This window comes from Acinetobacter sp. ANC 4558, assembly GCF_002135375.1.
In the GTDB taxonomy this organism is placed as follows: Bacteria; Pseudomonadota; Gammaproteobacteria; order Pseudomonadales; family Moraxellaceae; genus Acinetobacter.
Window position 1 is genome coordinate 316,650 of sequence record NZ_NEGH01000001.1, and the last position, 15,755, is coordinate 332,404.

The 15,755-nt window shown below is 35.7% G+C and carries 19 protein-coding genes and 1 pseudogene; 15 read left to right on the plus strand and 5 right to left on the minus strand.

The features are described from left to right. Window positions 1–11: 11 nt before the first annotated feature. Window positions 12–953, minus strand: coding sequence for a bile acid:sodium symporter family protein (locus B9T31_RS01525; RefSeq protein WP_086180198.1), 942 nt, complete (start codon window positions 951–953; stop codon window positions 12–14). Between the two features lie 112 nt (window positions 954–1,065). Further along, window positions 1,066–1,686 (minus strand): bifunctional nicotinamidase/pyrazinamidase, encoded by a 621-nt coding sequence (gene pncA, locus B9T31_RS01530; protein WP_086180199.1) that lies wholly within the window; start codon window positions 1,684–1,686, stop codon window positions 1,066–1,068. A gap of 270 nt (window positions 1,687–1,956) precedes the next feature. Here pncA and dapA point away from each other — a divergent pair, with 270 nt between their 5' ends. From dapA to purC, 3 genes are read left to right on the plus strand one after another with little or no spacing between them, the layout of a single operon-like run. After that, window positions 1,957–2,856: a 4-hydroxy-tetrahydrodipicolinate synthase gene (dapA, locus tag B9T31_RS01535; RefSeq protein WP_086180200.1), complete on the plus strand. Its 900-nt coding sequence runs from the start codon at window positions 1,957–1,959 to the stop codon at window positions 2,854–2,856. A 15-nt stretch (window positions 2,857–2,871) separates the two neighbouring features. Then, complete coding sequence (locus B9T31_RS01540) at window positions 2,872–3,477, plus strand: lipoprotein-34 precursor (NlpB) (protein WP_086180201.1); 606 nt, start codon at window positions 2,872–2,874, stop codon at window positions 3,475–3,477. Between the two features lie 35 nt (window positions 3,478–3,512). After that, on the plus strand, window positions 3,513–4,232 hold the full coding sequence (gene purC / locus B9T31_RS01545; protein WP_086180202.1) for a phosphoribosylaminoimidazolesuccinocarboxamide synthase: 720 nt from the start codon (window positions 3,513–3,515) through the stop codon (window positions 4,230–4,232). Window positions 4,233–5,135: 903 nt separating this feature from the next. Here the strand turns inward: purC and B9T31_RS01550 are convergent. Continuing rightward, window positions 5,136–6,407 (minus strand): replication-associated recombination protein A, encoded by a 1,272-nt coding sequence (locus B9T31_RS01550; protein WP_086180203.1) that lies wholly within the window; start codon window positions 6,405–6,407, stop codon window positions 5,136–5,138. Window positions 6,408–6,504: 97 nt separating this feature from the next. Here B9T31_RS01550 and B9T31_RS01555 point away from each other — a divergent pair, with 97 nt between their 5' ends. Further along, window positions 6,505–6,972, plus strand: coding sequence for a DUF523 domain-containing protein (locus tag B9T31_RS01555; protein WP_086180381.1), 468 nt, complete (start codon window positions 6,505–6,507; stop codon window positions 6,970–6,972). Here B9T31_RS01555 and B9T31_RS01560 read toward each other — a convergent pair. After that, a complete protein-coding gene (locus B9T31_RS01560) occupies window positions 6,969–7,421 on the minus strand; it encodes a YcgN family cysteine cluster protein (RefSeq protein ID WP_086180204.1) in 453 nt (150 codons plus the stop codon). The genes B9T31_RS01555 and B9T31_RS01560 overlap by 4 nt on opposite strands. 182 nt (window positions 7,422–7,603) lie before the next feature. On the opposite strand from B9T31_RS01560, the gene B9T31_RS01565 reads away from it, so the two are divergent. From B9T31_RS01565 to B9T31_RS01595, 7 genes are all read left to right on the plus strand, one after another. Beyond that, a complete protein-coding gene (locus tag B9T31_RS01565) occupies window positions 7,604–7,756 on the plus strand; it encodes a DUF1328 domain-containing protein (protein ID WP_086180205.1) in 153 nt (50 codons plus the stop codon). Between the two features lie 167 nt (window positions 7,757–7,923). After that, entirely contained in the window at window positions 7,924–8,667 is a 744-nt protein-coding gene (locus B9T31_RS01570) for a dienelactone hydrolase family protein (protein WP_086180206.1), read from the plus strand. Window positions 8,668–8,714: 47 nt separating this feature from the next. Further along, entirely contained in the window at window positions 8,715–9,068 is a 354-nt protein-coding gene (locus B9T31_RS01575; protein ID WP_086180207.1) for an HIT family protein, read from the plus strand. Window positions 9,069–9,176: 108 nt separating this feature from the next. Then, window positions 9,177–10,226 carry an A/G-specific adenine glycosylase gene (gene mutY, locus B9T31_RS01580; RefSeq protein WP_086180208.1) on the plus strand — a complete coding sequence of 350 codons (1,050 nt, stop codon included), beginning with the start codon at window positions 9,177–9,179 and terminating at the stop codon, window positions 10,224–10,226. Window positions 10,227–10,280: 54 nt separating this feature from the next. Further along, window positions 10,281–10,820: a M23 family metallopeptidase gene (locus B9T31_RS01585; RefSeq protein ID WP_086180209.1), complete on the plus strand. Its 540-nt coding sequence runs from the start codon at window positions 10,281–10,283 to the stop codon at window positions 10,818–10,820. 16 nt (window positions 10,821–10,836) lie between these two features. After that, window positions 10,837–11,091: a hypothetical protein gene (locus B9T31_RS01590; RefSeq protein WP_086180210.1), complete on the plus strand. Its 255-nt coding sequence runs from the start codon at window positions 10,837–10,839 to the stop codon at window positions 11,089–11,091. A gap of 1 nt (window position 11,092) precedes the next feature. After that, window positions 11,093–11,656, plus strand: a complete 564-nt coding sequence (locus B9T31_RS01595) for a DNA-3-methyladenine glycosylase I (protein ID WP_086180211.1) — start codon at window positions 11,093–11,095, stop codon at window positions 11,654–11,656. Here B9T31_RS01595 and B9T31_RS01600 read toward each other — a convergent pair. Beyond that, window positions 11,653–13,083: a PLP-dependent aminotransferase family protein gene (locus B9T31_RS01600; protein ID WP_086180212.1), complete on the minus strand. Its 1,431-nt coding sequence runs from the start codon at window positions 13,081–13,083 to the stop codon at window positions 11,653–11,655. The genes B9T31_RS01595 and B9T31_RS01600 overlap by 4 nt on opposite strands. Window positions 13,084–13,176: 93 nt before the next feature. On the opposite strand from B9T31_RS01600, the gene B9T31_RS01605 reads away from it, so the two are divergent. The 4 genes and pseudogenes from B9T31_RS01605 (at window position 13,177) to B9T31_RS01620 (ending at window position 15,713) form a co-directional block, all read left to right on the plus strand. After that, complete coding sequence (locus B9T31_RS01605; RefSeq protein WP_086180213.1) at window positions 13,177–13,521, plus strand: hypothetical protein; 345 nt, start codon at window positions 13,177–13,179, stop codon at window positions 13,519–13,521. Between the two features lie 240 nt (window positions 13,522–13,761). Further along, window positions 13,762–14,487, plus strand: coding sequence for an FKBP-type peptidyl-prolyl cis-trans isomerase (locus B9T31_RS01610; RefSeq protein WP_086180214.1), 726 nt, complete (start codon window positions 13,762–13,764; stop codon window positions 14,485–14,487). A 168-nt stretch (window positions 14,488–14,655) separates the two neighbouring features. Beyond that, window positions 14,656–14,982 (plus strand): annotated as a pseudogene (locus B9T31_RS01615) (FKBP-type peptidyl-prolyl cis-trans isomerase); the annotation flags it as partial. A gap of 44 nt (window positions 14,983–15,026) precedes the next feature. After that, complete coding sequence (locus tag B9T31_RS01620; RefSeq protein ID WP_086180216.1) at window positions 15,027–15,713, plus strand: FKBP-type peptidyl-prolyl cis-trans isomerase; 687 nt, start codon at window positions 15,027–15,029, stop codon at window positions 15,711–15,713. Window positions 15,714–15,755: the final 42 nt, after the last annotated feature.

Here is a 15,755-nt window from a genome sequence, read left to right on the forward strand (position 1 = left end):
GCAGGCTTTTATTATTTTGATCGATCTGCCTTTGCAGCCCAATAACTCGCTAAAGTTGCACCAGAAATATTATGCCATAGACTAAATATTGCACTTGGAACTGCGGTAATAGGTGATAGCGCAAAATGAACGGCTGCTAATGCAACCCCAAGACCTGAATTTTGCATCCCCACTTCAATTGAAATTGCCTTACAATCAGGTTCTGATAAATGAAAGAATCGCCCAGCCCAATAGCCGAACAACAGTCCCAAACCATTATGTAAAATTACGACACCTAAAATGAGCAAACCAGATTCAAGAATTTGTGCTTTACTTCCCGCAATAATCGCCGCAACAATAAATACAATAGCAACAACAGAAATCACAGGCATAACCTGAATATAATGATTTACTTTTTTCTTTAAAATTGCTCTAAAAATAAGCCCTAAAGCAATCGGAAATAATACTACTTGTAGAATAGATGCCAACATCGCAAAAGCATCGATTGCAAGCCACTGACTGGCAAGTAGATAAAAAATTGCAGGTGTCAGTATTGGCGCCAAAATGGTTGAAATAGATGTACAAGCAACGGACAAGGCCGTATTACCTTTTGCCATATAGGTAATGACGTTTGAAGCTGTTCCGCCTGGGCAACAGCCAACCAAAATCACACCAACGGCAATTTCAGTTGGTAAACTAAAAACTTTACATAAAATAAATGCCAATCCTGGCATTACAATAAACTGTGCAAAGACGCCAATTGCAACTGCTTTGGGATGATATAAAACACTTTTGAAATCATTTAATGTCATGGTCATTCCCATCCCAAACATAATAATGCCTAGCATCCATGTGATATATGTTTTTAACCAAATGAATGCTTCTGGATGATATAAAGCCAATCCTGAAAATAAAATGACCCAAAATACAAATGTCTTTTGAATGAATTGCGTAAATTGGGTAAGAAATGACATTTACTGACTCCCGTAAATAATTTCAACTTGTTCTAAATCTTTAACTTGATCCATACAAAATGGAAAGCATTAACCAATTCAGCGCTTCTATGTAGGTATGTAGTGACTATAATTATGCTAAATCTTTCATATATAGACGTTTTACACCTTTCACCAACATATTCTGCCATGCGTGTTGTAAAGAACCATTTAAATCAATTGCACGAGTTGCATCAGCAATGACAAATGTTTTAAACCCAAACTCACAGGCATCTATTGCCGTCCATGCAACACAAAAATCTGTAGCAATTCCAACAATAAAAACAGTATCAATATGTCGTTCTTTTAAATACCCTGCTAAGCCAGTTGATGTTTGATGATCCGCTTCTCTAAAAGCGGAATAACTGTCAATATTTTTGTTAAACCCTTTACGAATAATCAGTTGAGCTGTAGATAGTTGGAGTGCAGGATGAAACGCAGCATCTTTTGTTCCCTGAACACAATGCTTGGGCCATAGCACTTGCGTACCATATTCCACATTAATAGTTTCAAAAGGTTTTTTATGCGCGTGATTTTCTGCAAAAGAAATATGGTCGTCTGGATGCCAATCTTGTGTTAATACAATATTATTAAAATAGTTTGCTAGTTGATTGATATTTGGAATAATTTCATCAGCATGCGCAACTGCTAAATTTCCCCCAGGCGTAAAGCCATTTTGAACATCAACAACAATTAAAGCCGCATTATTGTACATCTATGTTATCCCTATCAAATATTATACGATTTATTCAAAATACATCAGAATTTGAAATACAATTTTATATTCATATAAATAAATTTATAAAGTTTGTTATTGCTTTGATTAAAACATATTGTTCTAAAAGGCTGAATCAGTCATAATTTGCATAAGCATTATTCAATAATTGCTTATTGAATTTTATTCAATCAAAATACTGCAACCATCCACAATTTCTGTTTGTCTACTTTTATTCACGTGGATGGAAAAATAGGATATTTTTAAAAAATGACTCAGCAAGCACAGATCATTCGAGGCTCTATCGTCGCAATCGTCACCCCAATGTTAGAAAATGGCAGTGTAGATTGGAAGGGTCTAGAAAAGCTCGTTGAGTGGCACATAGAACAAGGCACTAACAGTATTGTTGCAGTTGGAACAACTGGTGAAGCTTCAACTTTAAGCATGGCTGAACATGCACAGGTGATTAAAGAAATCATTCGTGTAGCAAACAAACGCATTCCGATTATTGCTGGAACTGGTGCAAACTCAACACACGAAGCTATAGAACTTACAAAAGAAGCAAAAGCATTAGGTGCAGATGCAGCATTATTAGTCACACCTTATTACAACAAACCAACACAAGAAGGTTTATATCAACATTATAAAGTTATTGCTGAAGCTGTAGACTTGCCAATCATTTTATATAACGTTCCAGGTCGTACTGGTGTTGATTTGCAAAATGAAACTGTAATTCGTCTTGCAGATATTCCAAATATCGTTGGACTTAAAGATGCAACTGGTGATATACCACGTGGTCAAGCACTTATTCAAGCATTACAAGGTAAATCACTGACCGTTTACTCTGGCGATGATGTTACCGCTTATCAACTTATGGCTCATGGTGCGCAAGGAAATATTTCTGTTACAGCAAATGTTATTCCAAAGCAAATGAGTGAAATTTGTGCTGTTGCTTTATCTGGTGATCATACACAAGCTGAACAACTGAATAATCAAGTTGCAGATTTACATGACATTCTATTTTGTGAATCAAACCCAATTCCTGTGAAATGGGCACTTCATGAAATGGGTCTTATTGGGACAGGTATTCGTTTACCGCTTACTCCACTTGCAGAACAATATCGCACTCCATTACGTGAAGCACTTCATGTACTGGATGCTATCAAATAAAAAAGAGCTCGTCTTATGCAATTACGTTTTGGTTTCATCGCTGCACTTTCAGCATTAAGTTTTGTTGGTTGTAGTTCATTGAGCATTGGTAATGGCTCTTTAGACTATAAAAAAACGACAACTGTAGAACCTCTAAAATATCCTGAAGGTTCAGTGGTTCGACCAGCAACGCCATTGTATCCCGCTCCAATAATAGATCCGCTAGCATTAGAAAATGCACCGAAGGTTGAGAATCAAAAGGGGAATCGTTTTTCAGCCCCTCGCCCTTCTTCACTCTCTACGGCTAAAGCACCTCAAGTAAGCACAGAAACAAGTAAAATTGCGCGTCCGCAACCTTTGTCAGATGAAAATTTAAATCCACTACTTAAAGTTGATGGAAACTCAGCAACCATCTGGCAATATACACTTTCTGCGCTAAGTAGCCTGAACTACCCTATTACTGGACAAAGTAAAAACCAGTATGAGGTAACGGTTAAGGCTGATGGTCATAGTTATATCGTAAAATTAATGCCAATTAACTCAAGCAATATGTTAATGGTGTTTAATGTTGATCATAGTGTAGCCGAGCAACAAGCTGCTGCTGATCTGTTAGCCCAAATTTACCAAAATTGGCCAGCCTAGTCGTACTAGGCATTTTTTTTGAAGAAGGTTCCTCCATGTTAAAACAAACCTTGCTCTATACTGGTAAAGCGAAATCTGTATACGAAACTGATAGTGCAGATCACTTGATTTTAGTCTTCCGTGATGATGCATCAGCATTTAATGGTGAGAAAATCGCACAACTCGATCGCAAAGGTAAGGTGAACAACCGTTTTAACGCCTTCATTATGGAAAAGCTTGCAGCAGCAGGCATTGAAACTCATTTTGAAAAACTTTTAACACCAAACGAAGTTTTGGTGAAAAAGTTAAAAATGATTCCAGTTGAATGTGTCATTCGTAATTATGCAGCCGGTTCTTTATGTCGCCGTCTTGGTGTTGAAGAAGGCAAAGAACTTGTTCCGCCTACATTTGAACTTTTCTTTAAAGATGATGCTCTTGGCGACCCAATGATTAATGAGTCACAAGCGATTGCTTTAGATTGGGCAACGGCTGAACAGCTTGCACAAATGAAAGAGTTAACTTATAAAGTCAATGATGTTCTAAAAGCTTTATTTGAAGACGGCAACATGTTACTTGTTGACTTTAAACTTGAATTTGGTGTTTTCCACGATCGTATTGTTTTAGGTGATGAATTCTCTCCAGATGGTTGCCGTCTGTGGGATAAAGACACTAAGAAAAAACTTGATAAGGATCGTTTCCGTCAAGGCTTAGGTGGCGTTGTCGAAGCATATGAAGAAGTTGCTGCTCGAATTGGTATCGATTTAAGCGATATATAAATTCGTAGAAATTTTAAAAGAACCGAACATATTGATGTTCGGTTTTTATTTTGCAATAGACATATCGATAATATCGCTCTATTGAAATTTTCAATCATGTGTTTTTTATTGCTTAATCTAATTTTTTTCTTCATTTGGGCGTTTCATTTGAGTGCAATTAAAAAATATTTGATTAATAATTATACAAATAAAAATAATTAATTAAAGATTATAATAAGTTATCAATTTAATAATAAAACCGTACGTCTTTTCGTATTAAAATTCACGTTACCTTTAATTAACCCAATTTCAAGACAGTAATATTTTGCGAAATAAAACACATTTTAAATTAAAAAATGATAAAAATATTCGATAAAAAGCAAATAAATAATCAAATTAAAGCCAGATGAAAAATATTTCATTGATTTATCTTTATATTGTTATCTCTTAATGTGATTAATATTGTAGAAACTTTATTTAGAAAGAATAACAAATATTGCATTAATCAATCGAAATTTTTAATAATTTAGATATCAATATTCACTTTCATAACAAAGTCTTTTGATGAATAATACATACAACAGATAATCTGAATCACCCTTTTATTGAACAGTTACCCTCTAGGATGTGATCTCCCAAAGAACATCCTCTTTTATAGCCCAATTCTCCCCTGAATTGGGCTTTTTTTTATGAAATTTTACAGTAATTTCTAAATCTCTTACATTTCATAAAGCAAATAGTTATTTATAAATATATGTTATGTATTATCTGAAAAATTAAATAAATATTATGCAAATAAACTCTTTTCAAATCATTTTTTTTTGGTTATTATATACGCATATTAAATGATCTTAGCATTAAATATCATTTTCAACCTATATTCCGTTTTATAGCCCAATTCATCTAGAATTGGGCTTTTTTTATTCATTTTAATTGCTCTTGCATCCAACGGCGTTGTTGTAAACGCTCACTTTCAACTTCACGCTTATTCCTTGCAGCTTCATATAATTTTGTATCTTTTAACTCTGGTGGTAAATATTCTTGAGTAATGAAATGCTCTGGATAATTATGAGGATATAAATAATCTACTCCATAACCTTGCTCTTTCATTAGTTTGGTCGGTGCATTTCTTAAATGTAATGGAACAGGTAAATTTGCTGTTTTTTCAGCCAAATCCATGGCTTTATTTATCGCTAAATAAGTACTGTTACTTTTTGCACTTGTTGCCAAATAAACTGCACATTGACCTAATAAAATACGTGCTTCAGGCATACCAATCACTTGCACTGACCGAAAGCATTCGCCAGCAAGTAGCAGAGCATTTGGGTTTGAATTTCCAATATCTTCTGATGCTGCAATTAACATTCGACGTGCAATAAATAGTGGGTCTTCTCCACCCTTTAACATTCGTGCCATCCAATATAATGCAGCATCTGGATCACTACCACGAATTGATTTAATAAAGGCTGAAACTAAGTCATAGTGCTGTTCTCCAGACTTATCGTATCGCGCAATACTTTGTTGTGCTACTTTCACAACTTTGGCATTTGTAATGATATTTTCAACATCAGACTCAAAAGTACTCGCAATTAAATCTAGTAAATTTAAGGCCTTTCTTGCATCACCTGCTGAAAATTGAATTAAAGCATCATAGTCTTCAATTTGAATATAACGTTCTTTTAAAAAAGCATCATTTTTTATCGCATTTTGTAATAATATTTGAATGGCCTCTTCACTTAATGCATTTAATGTATAGACCTGACAACGTGATAATAAGGCACTATTAACCTCAAAAGATGGATTTTCAGTCGTTGCACCTACTAATGTAATCTTACCTTTTTCAACTGCATGTAATAATGCATCTTGTTGCGATTTATTAAATCGATGTATTTCATCAATAAACACTACGGGTGTCAGTAAATCCCCACTATCTGTAATAATTTCTCTTAATTCTTTTACCCCCGTATTAAGCGCAGATAAACTAATAAATGGACGATCTACCGCCTGCGCTAAAAGTAATGCAATTGTGGTTTTACCAACGCCAGGCGGTCCCCAAAAAATAATGGACGGCAAATGCCCTTGATCAATCATCTGACGTAAAGGTGCTCCTTCTCCCAATAAATGATCTTGTCCGATAATTTCGGACAAATCTCGAGGACGAAGGCGTTCAGGAAGTGGAATATTGCTATCTGACATCTTGTTATTACTGTGCTGTGCTTTCAATGAGTCTACTATGTTAGTGCAAAATGGTATATTTCCCTATAACGTTTTATTTATAGCGTACAATACCCATATGAAATATTTAATTAGTGCTTGTTTAGCCAATCAACCCGTTCGCTATGATGGACAAGGTTACAAATTTGAAAAAATTCTCAAATTGTTAGAAAACCCCAATATCATCCTAGCTTGTCCCGAAACATTAGGTGGACTACCAACCCCTCGTGCTCCTGCTGAAATTATTGGAGGTAGCGCAGCTGATGTACTAAAAGGTGTTGCTCAGGTTGTTGATCATGCAGGCAATGATGTTTCAAATGCCTTCATTCAAGGTGCCTTTAAAACATTGGCATTAGCACAATTGCATGCGATCGATATTGTTGTATTAAAAGAAAATAGCCCATCATGCGGCTCACATTTTATTTATGATGGTTCATTTACAGGGCAAAAAATTGTTGCAATGGGTGTCACAACAGCTTTATTGCAACAACATGGTTTTAAAGTGATTTCTGAACTTGAATTTTTAGAACAGCTTGAAAAAGTTTAACGAATCCAACGTACGATATAATCTTCAATATCTTCTTCACAAATGTCTTTTTCAGAAATACAACGTCCACCTGCCGACTTCCTTGCCTCTTTTACACTTAAGCGAGAGCCTGTATTTAAATGATGCCATGTGGGTAATTTTTTTCCTTCATACAATCGTCTATAGGCACAGCTTGAAGGTAACCATTGAATTTTTGTAATAATTTCTGGTGTTAATTGCAGACAATCAGGTACTTTTTCTTTCCGATTTGAATAGTCTGAACATTGTGCAGTAGTACAATCTAAGAGTTTACATGCAACTTTGGTATAGGCAATTTCATTGGTTTCATCATCTTCTAACTTGATTAAACAACATAATCCACATCCATCACATAATGCTTCCCATTCTGCGGCATTTAATTCTGTTAATTGATATTTTTTCCAAAACTGAGATCGTATCTGCGCGGTCATAATCTGCTGTATTTCATTTATATTCCTTTATTATAGCAAGCTTAATATATTTATATAAATTTTATTTATATCAAATAATTATCGTTAAATATGTACATTTTTAAAACAAATAATCACACGTTTAGCTTAGATTCTATGTATATTTTAAATGATCAGACACAACTAAATATAGGGAGAATACCATGTTTCGTTGGGCTATTATTTTTGCTGTGATTGCACTCTTTGCAAGCCTTTTAGGATTAAGTGGGGTTGCAGGTATTTCCAAAGATCTCGCTATTATTCTATTTATTGTTGCAGTCATACTCGCTATTGTTGGTTTTTTAACACGTAAATAAAATTGAATATAAATTGAAATAAAAAAAAGAAGGGTTTACCTTCTTTTTTTTCATCGCAATGTGATACAAATAATTATTCACTTTTATTTTCATGGAATTGATTTTTAAATTGCCATAAAAATTTCATTATACTTTAGTCAAATTCACTTTCATATTAAGGATAGGTCATGACGTCAGCCATTACGACACGTGAAGTTAAATATGTTGCAAAAGATGGAACTGAGCTTATAGGTTATTTTGCTGCACCAAGCTCTCACATCCCTGTTGCAGGTATTCTTGTTGCACCTGAATGGTGGGGACGCAATGAATATACTGAACAACGTACACGTGAACTTGCAGAACATGGCTATGCTGCTTTAGCCATCGATATGTACGGCGACAAGAAAGTGACGACCACTTCTGCTCAAGCCTATGAGTGGATGATGCAAACGTTTGCAGAGCCAGACACTATCGTGAACCGTGCATCTGCTGCATTAGAAACATTAGCGCAACAAGATGAAGTTAATCCTCATACACTTGGTGCAATTGGTTTTTGTTATGGTGGTAAAGTGATTCTCGATTTAGCACGCTCTGGTGCACCCTTACAAGCTGTCGTTACATTTCATGCCAATTTAACATCACAAATTCCAGCTCAAGAAGGAAAAGTGCAGGCAGAAATTCTCGTCTTACATGGCGAACTCGATAGCATGGTGAGCTTAGATGATGTTGCCCATTTCCGTGAAGAAATGCATGCGGCAAAAGTAGAGCATGCAGTGATCATTTTCGAAGACGCAAAACATGGATTTAGCAATCCTTTAGCAGATGAAAGAGCAAAAGCAAATAATGTCGATTTAGGCTATAACGCTGAAGCAGAAAAGCAAGGCTTAGCTGCAATGTATGAACTGCTTGATCATCATTTTAAAACACAATAAATGTTTAAAAATTAATAGTTTATTTAATTTTAAAAGGAGCATAAAGGATGACTGTAAACTGCCCATACTGTAATCATGATGAGTATGACATCATTGATAAAAATGATTTTGGTATCATTTTACCCGAACCTCATGCATTGTCTAAAGGGCATTGTGTGATTACTCCATTGCGACATACAGATTCTTTTTTCGATTTAACCGATAAAGAACGAAAAAGCATGACCAACTTACTTGATTTAGCACGTAATGAACTTAAGTTACGCCATCAACCTTCTGGTTTTCATATTGGATTCAATGATGGTACTGTTTTTGGTCAGCCTTCAGATCATTTTCATATTCATATTATTCCGCGATATGACGGACAAGTGCTGAAGTTAGATGCACGTTGGGGCATTGAGTAAATTTATACTTATCTAAAAAATGGTGCTAAAGCACCATTTTTTGTGTCTTCAAAATTCAATCTTTAAATTTAAGTTATACTATGTGCAGTTTTGTTTCTAGCGTACATAATGCAGACTTTTTCTTTTTCTCAAGCATTACTTTCTTGGTTTGATCTACATGGTCGACATGACCTTCCATGGCAAATTGCAGATGATCCCTATAAAGTCTGGGTATCAGAAATTATGTTACAACAAACTCAAGTCAAAACTGTACTTAACTATTTTGATCGATTTATGACACGGTTTCCGACCGTACAAGATCTTGGGACTGCTGTTTGGGATGATGTTGCTCCCTACTGGGCTGGTTTAGGTTACTATGCCCGCGCTCGCAACCTACATAAAGCAGCAAGCATTGTGGCTCAAAAAGGTACTTTTCCTCAAACCCTAGAAGCGTGGATGGAACTTCCTGGCATTGGTCATTCTACAGCAGGCGCCTTAATGTCTTTAGGTTTACGTCAATACGGCGTAATCATGGATGGAAATGTAAAACGAGTACTTTCTCGCTTTTTTGCAATTGAAAATGATTTATCTAAACCAATTCATGAACGTGAAATGTGGCAATTGGCAACCTCTGTTTGTCCATCTGAACGAAATCATGATTACACTCAAGCCATTATGGACTTAGGGGCAACCATTTGTACCCCAAAGAAGCCTTTATGTTTATATTGTCCAATGCAACCACATTGTAAAGCACATCAACAAGGCTTAGAAACTGAATTACCATTTAAAAAACCTAAAAAGGCCGTTCCTGTTAAATTTGCAAAAGTACTCCTTCTTCAAGTAAGAAATAAACAAGATCAAATTCAATGGTTATGGCAACAACGTCCAAATACAGGCTTATGGGGCGGGTTATGGTGTTTGCCAGTGATTGAAAATGATCATGAATTTGAACAAATTTGCCAACGATTAAGTTTAAAAAAAGCGATTTATGCGATACCAATTCAGCATAGTTTTACCCACTTTACTTGGCAACTTGAAGCCTTTTGCATAGAAGTCGACATTGACCAAATTGAACATTTATCTATTGAACTCGAGGGTCTATGGTTAAGCCCTGAAGAAGCAACCCATTTAGGTATTCCAACAGCCATGAAAAAATTGATCTCTGCAGCCCAATTATGACATAGTCAGATCAAATACTATTTTTCACAAGACCATTCAAAATAAGGATTTATTGTGTTTCGACTGCTTCCGACTTTTAGCCTCATTTTCGCAGTAATCTTTCTTGCAGCCTGTTCAACTACACCCAAAAAAACAACTCAGCCTTTACCCCAAGCACAAGTTTTAAAACTTAAAAATATGTCATTAAGTTCAAAGTTACCCATTCCTGTGCAAGGCGTTAAAACTAAAGACTTGTCGGATACATGGGGAGCATCGCGGAGTCAAGGTCGTGTTCATGAAGGAATTGATATTATGGCGCCTCGTGGTACCAAAGTATTTAGCACCACAGAAGGCTTAATTGCTGACTTACGCAATAACAATTTGGGTGGTAAAGTAGTTTGGATTATGGGGCCTGGCGGTAGTTGGCACTATTATGCGCACTTGGATGGTCACAAACGTGGTTTAAATGTCGGTGATTATATTAAAAAGGGCGATTTAATTGGCTATGTAGGAAATACTGGCAATGCTCGGCATACCTCACCGCATTTGCATTATGGAATTTACCTCAACGGTAAAGGTCGAAACGTAGTGAATCCTTATCCATATTTACGTTAATCTTTAGGAATTATTCATGTCAGAAGCTTTGATTGATCGTCTGGTTATATTTGCAGAATCAGGAAATCAACAAAAAATTGTGTTGAAAGGACAAACACATCAAGGTTGGATCATGGAAATTACAGATGAAGCATTGCTCATTAGTACAGGCTATTCAGAAAAAGTAGGCAAAGATAATTGGATTGTATTCAATGATTTAGAGCATGCAGAATTGTCCTATTGGGATAATCATCAAGACCAATGGGTACTCTTTCATCTAAAGGAAAACTGAAATGATAAATAAACGCTGTGGTTGGTGTTCAGATGACCCTTTATACATAAATTATCACGATCATGAGTGGGGAAAACCAGTTCATGATGAAGCACATTTATTTGAAATGCTTTGCTTAGAAGGTCAACAAGCAGGACTTTCTTGGATTACTGTTTTAAAAAAACGAGAATGCTACAGAACACATTTTTTTCAATATTCCATTGAAGAGATTGCTTCATTTTCAGATGATAAACTCACATTAAAACTACAAGATGCTGGACTGATTCGTCATTTTGGCAAGCTAAAAGCAATTCGTGACAATGCCATCGCATGGCAACAACTCAAGCAGCAAGGTGAAGATGTTGTTGCATGGTTATGGAGCTTTGTGGATTCGCAGTCTAAAAATAATGATGTTCCCGATTATCGACTGGCACCTACCCAAACGATCGAAAGCCAAAACTTATCAAAAGCATTAAAGAAAAAAGGCTTTCGTTTTGTTGGCCCTACGACTTGTTATGCATTTATGCAGGCTGTCGGAATGGTGGATGATCATGAAAATCATTGCCCGTCAAAATCGATACGCTAAGGCTCAGCTATTTCTAACTCTTGTCGAACCCAATCTGCCAAAGTCTGAATAGCTTGTTGAACCGCTGATGACAGCTCATGTCCTGCATTTAAACGAATACAATTGGCATACCGTTTATCTTCACCAAAGACAATTCCTGGCACAATATTAATGCCAACTTGCTGGGCATAACGATACATTTTTAAACTTTGAATGCTGTCAGGCAATTGTAGCCAAAGCGAATATCCGCCTCTTGGCTGATTGAGCCGAATATCAAGGTTGTGAAATGCTTGCATGAGACATTGACGATATTGCTCGACTTGTAACATTAGCTTTGGGCGTAATATATTTAAATGTTCGCGATATGCTCTAGAGTGAATTAAATCGGCTAAACCGAGCTGTAAGGGCGTATTCACCGAAACATTTAAATTAATAATCTGTGCTTTTAAATAATGTAATTTTTGACTAATACAAAACCAACCCACTCGATAAGCGGAAGATAGTGATTTAGAAACTGAACCACAATAAATCACAAAACCATCTTTATCCCAATGGCGAATAGGTAAAGGTCGATGGTGGTCAAAACTGCATTCAGCATAAATATCATCTTCGATTACATAACATTGGTATTTTTTTGCCAACATGGCAATGTGTTGTTTAGCTTCATTGCTCAGGCAAAAACCTAATGGATTTTGATAATTTGCCGTGAGTAAGCAAATTTTAGCACCCGAATGTTTCATTTCTTGTTCTAAACGAGCCAAATCAAAACCATCATGATGCGCAGGAATCTCGACAATTTTACGTTTTAAACTCGCTAATAATTGTAATTGCCCATTAAAATTAGGTGTTGGTACAAGAATGCTATCCCCCTCTTTTGTCAGCACTTGAATAATGACCGACAGCGCAGGCATACACCCATTACTAATAAAAATATCTTCTTTGGCAATAAAAATGCCATCTTCAGCCCAATGCTTAACCAATGCTTCTCTTAAGCCAATGTGCCCTTGCTTATCACTATATAAAAAATCTTCTGGTTTACTGTGCTTCAATGCGCGTTGAATCGAACGTCGCAAAGCATCAATTGGTACCAAATTAGGTGAAAGCTGAATTGAGCCTAAATGAATAAGATTCTGACGAATGGATGCTTCTTGTATTTCTACTTGTAAATCTAAATTAGAAACTTCTCTTGCATGGGAGATAAAATCTAAATGTTGTGGCTGTGCAACCTGATTGATGTGTTGAGCTTGAACGAAATAACCAGCTTTCGGTTTAACATAGATGAGCCCCTGTGCTTCTAGCAACTCATAACAACTTTTTGCTGTGCTTAAACTAATGTGATGTTGCTTAGAAAATTCTCTTAATGACTTTAAACGTTGACCTGTCTTGAGCTCACCAGAATATATATTTTGGGCAATGTGCTGTGCTAAAGCTTGATATCGAAAACTCACAATCTGTACTCATTTTTTATAAATTTTTGTATCTGTAATCATTTTACCACAACCACTATCATTTTCTTGTTCTTTTACATTAGTGATAACAGCATGAAAAGTTTAATGATCATTGGAATCGTCTTTTTTTTACACGCATGTACCTCCGAGGTGAATAAAGATCATCAACAGGCTTTTATTTGTAAATCGCTCATTCAGGGTTATTTAAATGCACAACATTTACAGCACTATGAATTTCATCGCAAAACAACAGAACAACTAAAAATAATTTATATTTATAAACAACCGATTGTTTCCAATCTAATGGTCGACGTCGCTCAAAATACTCAACTTAAATTTGCATGTTTAAGGCCATCCGAAAATAGATTTGAGCTCAAACTGATTACCCCCCATCAAGATGAAGCATCTATTTTATATTTATACCTTAGCAAGAAATAATTACAATAAATTGAAGATTTGAATGATAAAAGTTCATTAATTAATCATAAACTTGAATATCTGTCACATTTTTATTGTATAAAAAATGTGGTAGACATTCAGTCTGTTATAGCAAATGTTTAACATTCAGCATATATTGAGTATGGGTATTTATCCCCCCATAAATGAATCGTGCCTCACTAAAAAAGTCTGCTAAAATAATGCAACTTTTTAAATTAAAAATGAATTTGGAAAAACCTAATGAGTAAAGCCTTACCCATCGCTGTTGCTGTAATTTTAGGCGGCGCTGCACTTGTTCCTGTTTATTATGCTAATCAAAGCCCTGCAACTCAAAGTTCAAAAGCTTCTAAAAATGCTTCTGCCGTTGAGAAAATTAGCTATGCTTTAGGTTATGAAGTTGCTCAGCAAACTCCTCCTGAACTTGATATGAATAGTTTTGTGACAGGTGTTCGTGAAGGTCACGCTCATACAAAACCGGCATATACAGAACAAGAATTACAACAAGCATTTGAACAATTTCAGTTAGAAATGCAGAAAAAACAAGTCGATGATCAAAAGAAAGCTGAAACTCAAGCACAGAAAACTCAAGCTTCAAATAATGCTTTCCTTGAACAAAATGCTAAAAAAGCGGATGTGAAAAAAACAGCTTCTGGCTTGCAATATACCATTACAAAAGAAGGAACTGGCAAATCACCAACAGCGAATTCAACCGTTAAAGTTCACTATACAGGTAAACTTGTTGATGGAACTGTATTTGATAGTTCGGTTTCACGTGGTGAGCCAATTGAATTTCCATTGAATCAAGTTATTCCTGGTTGGACTGAAGGTCTTCAACTGATCAAAGAAGGCGGTAAAGCTACGCTTTATATTCCAGCTGAACTTGCTTATGGTGCTCAGGGTGTTCCTGGTACTATTCCACCCAATAGCCCTTTAATTTTTGATGTAGAACTGATTCAAGTTAAATAATAAAAAATAAGGAGAGCTATGCTCTCCTTTTTTGGAAATCATGATATGAAATTATTAATAACCGCTGTATGTTTTACATTATTAAGTACAACTTTATTTGCCCAAAATGCTAAAGAAAATAATGTAATTAAAAATCAAACGACAAATGCGCAACATACATTTTCATCAAAAACAACAAGTTCTGGTTTACAATATACGGTGATTAAAGAAGGAACTGGGAAATCACCACTGGTAAGTTCAACCGTTAAAGTTCACTACACAGGTAAACTTTTGAATGGCACAGTGTTTGACAGTTCTAAACGTGGTGAACCAATTGAGTTTCCGTTAAATCAAGTCATTCCAGGCTGGACAGAGGGTCTTCAACTCATGAAAGAAGGCGGCAAAGCCACATTCATCATTCCAGCTAAGCTCGCATATGGAACGAGAGGTGTGCCTGGCGTCATTCCACCTAACAGCCCACTAATTTTTGACGTTGAACTTCTTCAAGTAAAGTAAACAATAAGAAAGTATAACTTTCTCTATGATTTTGAGATCTCATTATGAAATTACCCCTATCCATTTTATGTCTAGCGTTATGTAGCACAAGCCTATCGGCTAAAACAATTACCAACAAAAGTTCATTTGAAGATCAAGTGAGTTATAGCTTTGGTTATATTATGGGTCGAAATTATTCTGAAAATTTAAAAAATATTAATTTAGATGCTTTTATTGAAGGTCTAAAAATTGCATCTTCAGGAAAAACCTCAACAATTTCTGAAGAAGAAATGTCAAAAGTTTTGACTCAATTTAAACAACAAACAGAAGCAAAACAATTAGTCATTCATCAGCAACTTGCTGAAACAAATGCAAAAGCTGGAAGTCAGTTTTTAACTGAAAATAAGAAAAAATTGGGTATACACGTGACACCAAGTGGTCTGCAATATCAAGTTCTACAACAAGGTGTAGGAAAAACGCCAACAGCCTCTTCTAATGTCAAAGTCAATTATGAGGGTCGTTTACTGGATGGTACCGTTTTTGATAGTTCTATTGCACGCCAACAACCTGCAGAGTTTCAAGTGAGCCAAGTCATTCAAGGATGGACAGAGGGCCTGCAACTGATGAAAGAAGGGGCAAAATACCGCCTATTCATTCCATCAAACTTAGCTTATGGTGAAATTGGCGCTGGTGATGCAATTGAACCGAACAGTACTTTAATTTTTGATGTGGAATTATTAGAAATAAAATAAGCAATTGATATCAATAAAGCCCTTTCATTGAAAGGGCTTTTT

Coding starts and splice junctions, on each gene's coding strand:
- B9T31_RS01525 (WP_086180198.1), bottom strand. CDS start 953: ATGTCATTTCTTACCCAATTTACGCAATTCATTCAAAAGACATTTGTA.
- pncA (WP_086180199.1), bottom strand. CDS start 1,686: ATGTACAATAATGCGGCTTTAATTGTTGTTGATGTTCAAAATGGCTTT.
- dapA (WP_086180200.1), top strand. CDS start 1,957: ATGACTCAGCAAGCACAGATCATTCGAGGCTCTATCGTCGCAATCGTC.
- B9T31_RS01540 (WP_086180201.1), top strand. CDS start 2,872: ATGCAATTACGTTTTGGTTTCATCGCTGCACTTTCAGCATTAAGTTTT.
- purC (WP_086180202.1), top strand. CDS start 3,513: ATGTTAAAACAAACCTTGCTCTATACTGGTAAAGCGAAATCTGTATAC.
- B9T31_RS01550 (WP_086180203.1), bottom strand. CDS start 6,407: ATGTCAGATAGCAATATTCCACTTCCTGAACGCCTTCGTCCTCGAGAT.
- B9T31_RS01555 (WP_086180381.1), top strand. CDS start 6,505: ATGAAATATTTAATTAGTGCTTGTTTAGCCAATCAACCCGTTCGCTAT.
- B9T31_RS01560 (WP_086180204.1), bottom strand. CDS start 7,421: ATGACCGCGCAGATACGATCTCAGTTTTGGAAAAAATATCAATTAACA.
- B9T31_RS01565 (WP_086180205.1), top strand. CDS start 7,604: ATGTTTCGTTGGGCTATTATTTTTGCTGTGATTGCACTCTTTGCAAGC.
- B9T31_RS01570 (WP_086180206.1), top strand. CDS start 7,924: ATGACGTCAGCCATTACGACACGTGAAGTTAAATATGTTGCAAAAGAT.
- B9T31_RS01575 (WP_086180207.1), top strand. CDS start 8,715: ATGACTGTAAACTGCCCATACTGTAATCATGATGAGTATGACATCATT.
- mutY (WP_086180208.1), top strand. CDS start 9,177: ATGCAGACTTTTTCTTTTTCTCAAGCATTACTTTCTTGGTTTGATCTA.
- B9T31_RS01590 (WP_086180210.1), top strand. CDS start 10,837: ATGTCAGAAGCTTTGATTGATCGTCTGGTTATATTTGCAGAATCAGGA.
- B9T31_RS01595 (WP_086180211.1), top strand. CDS start 11,093: ATGATAAATAAACGCTGTGGTTGGTGTTCAGATGACCCTTTATACATA.
- B9T31_RS01605 (WP_086180213.1), top strand. CDS start 13,177: ATGAAAAGTTTAATGATCATTGGAATCGTCTTTTTTTTACACGCATGT.
- B9T31_RS01610 (WP_086180214.1), top strand. CDS start 13,762: ATGAGTAAAGCCTTACCCATCGCTGTTGCTGTAATTTTAGGCGGCGCT.
- B9T31_RS01620 (WP_086180216.1), top strand. CDS start 15,027: ATGAAATTACCCCTATCCATTTTATGTCTAGCGTTATGTAGCACAAGC.